Annotated in this window: 1 pseudogene; it reads right to left on the reverse strand. The window is 50.0% G+C overall.

The annotated features are described in order from the left end of the window. Positions 1-28: 28 nt before the first annotated feature. Positions 29-966 (reverse strand): annotated as a pseudogene (locus tag HGP28_RS18900) (IS3 family transposase); the annotation flags it as partial.

Raw genomic sequence — 966 nt, forward strand, 5'->3', positions numbered from 1 at the left:
TGTAGTTGCCCCCACTAAAACGGACAGTTTAACTCGCCACTTTAAGAGCTCGGTACTCTCTCGGTGACATCATTTTCAATCCGCTGTGCGGGTGATAATTGTTGTAATCTTCGAACCATTCTGCGAGCTTAATGAGCACCGTTGCTGCATCCGGGCGGTCATTCAGATACACATAATCTCGTTTAAACGTTTTCACGAAGGCTTCAGCCATGCCATTGCTTTGCGGGCTGCGGACCGGTGTCGTGCACACTTTAAAACCGAGTGACTTGGCAAACTGCCGTGTTTCATCGGCGATATAACAACTGCCATTATCGGTTAACCATTCGATGGTATGTGGCAACTCTCGGACATCTCCGAAGCGCTGTTCCATGCTTTCAACCAAAATGTCTTGAACCATGTCAGCGCGGATGCCCGTCGTTGTGGCCACATAACTCATGATTTCGCGATCACAACAATCCAAGCTAAATGCCACGCGCACTTTTTCTTTGTTCCAGCACGTGATTTCGAAGCCGTCTGAGCACCAACGAGTGTTTGGGTGCAACGTAATTACCTGACCGTCATGAGCGCGGTGCTCACTTACACGACCGGTATGTTTGCGTAACAGCAAGTTGTTTTGTTGCATCAGGCGATAGACGCGTTTTGGATTCACTCGCGCAATCACGTACTGCTCTGCTTTCAACTGGCGATTTAAATGCGCAGTAATCCGGCGATAACCGTTACTTCCGCGCTCCTTGCAGATGTCGATTATCAACGGCAATAACAGCGCATCATCAGCCTTGTTGTAGCGTACTGAGCGGCCTTCTCGGCGCACGGACAAACGTTGGTATAAGTTCGAACGCGACACGCCAAGAGCCGCAGCTACTCGGAGGACAGGGAATTGTCCGGTGGTAGCAATGGCATGCGCGATATCAACTTTTTTGACTGGGCTATCTCCAGCGCCTCTTTCAGGATTTCGGTTTCCATGGT

This window comes from Vibrio agarilyticus (genome assembly GCF_012641465.1).
GTDB lineage: Bacteria > Pseudomonadota > Gammaproteobacteria > Enterobacterales > Vibrionaceae > Vibrio > Vibrio agarilyticus.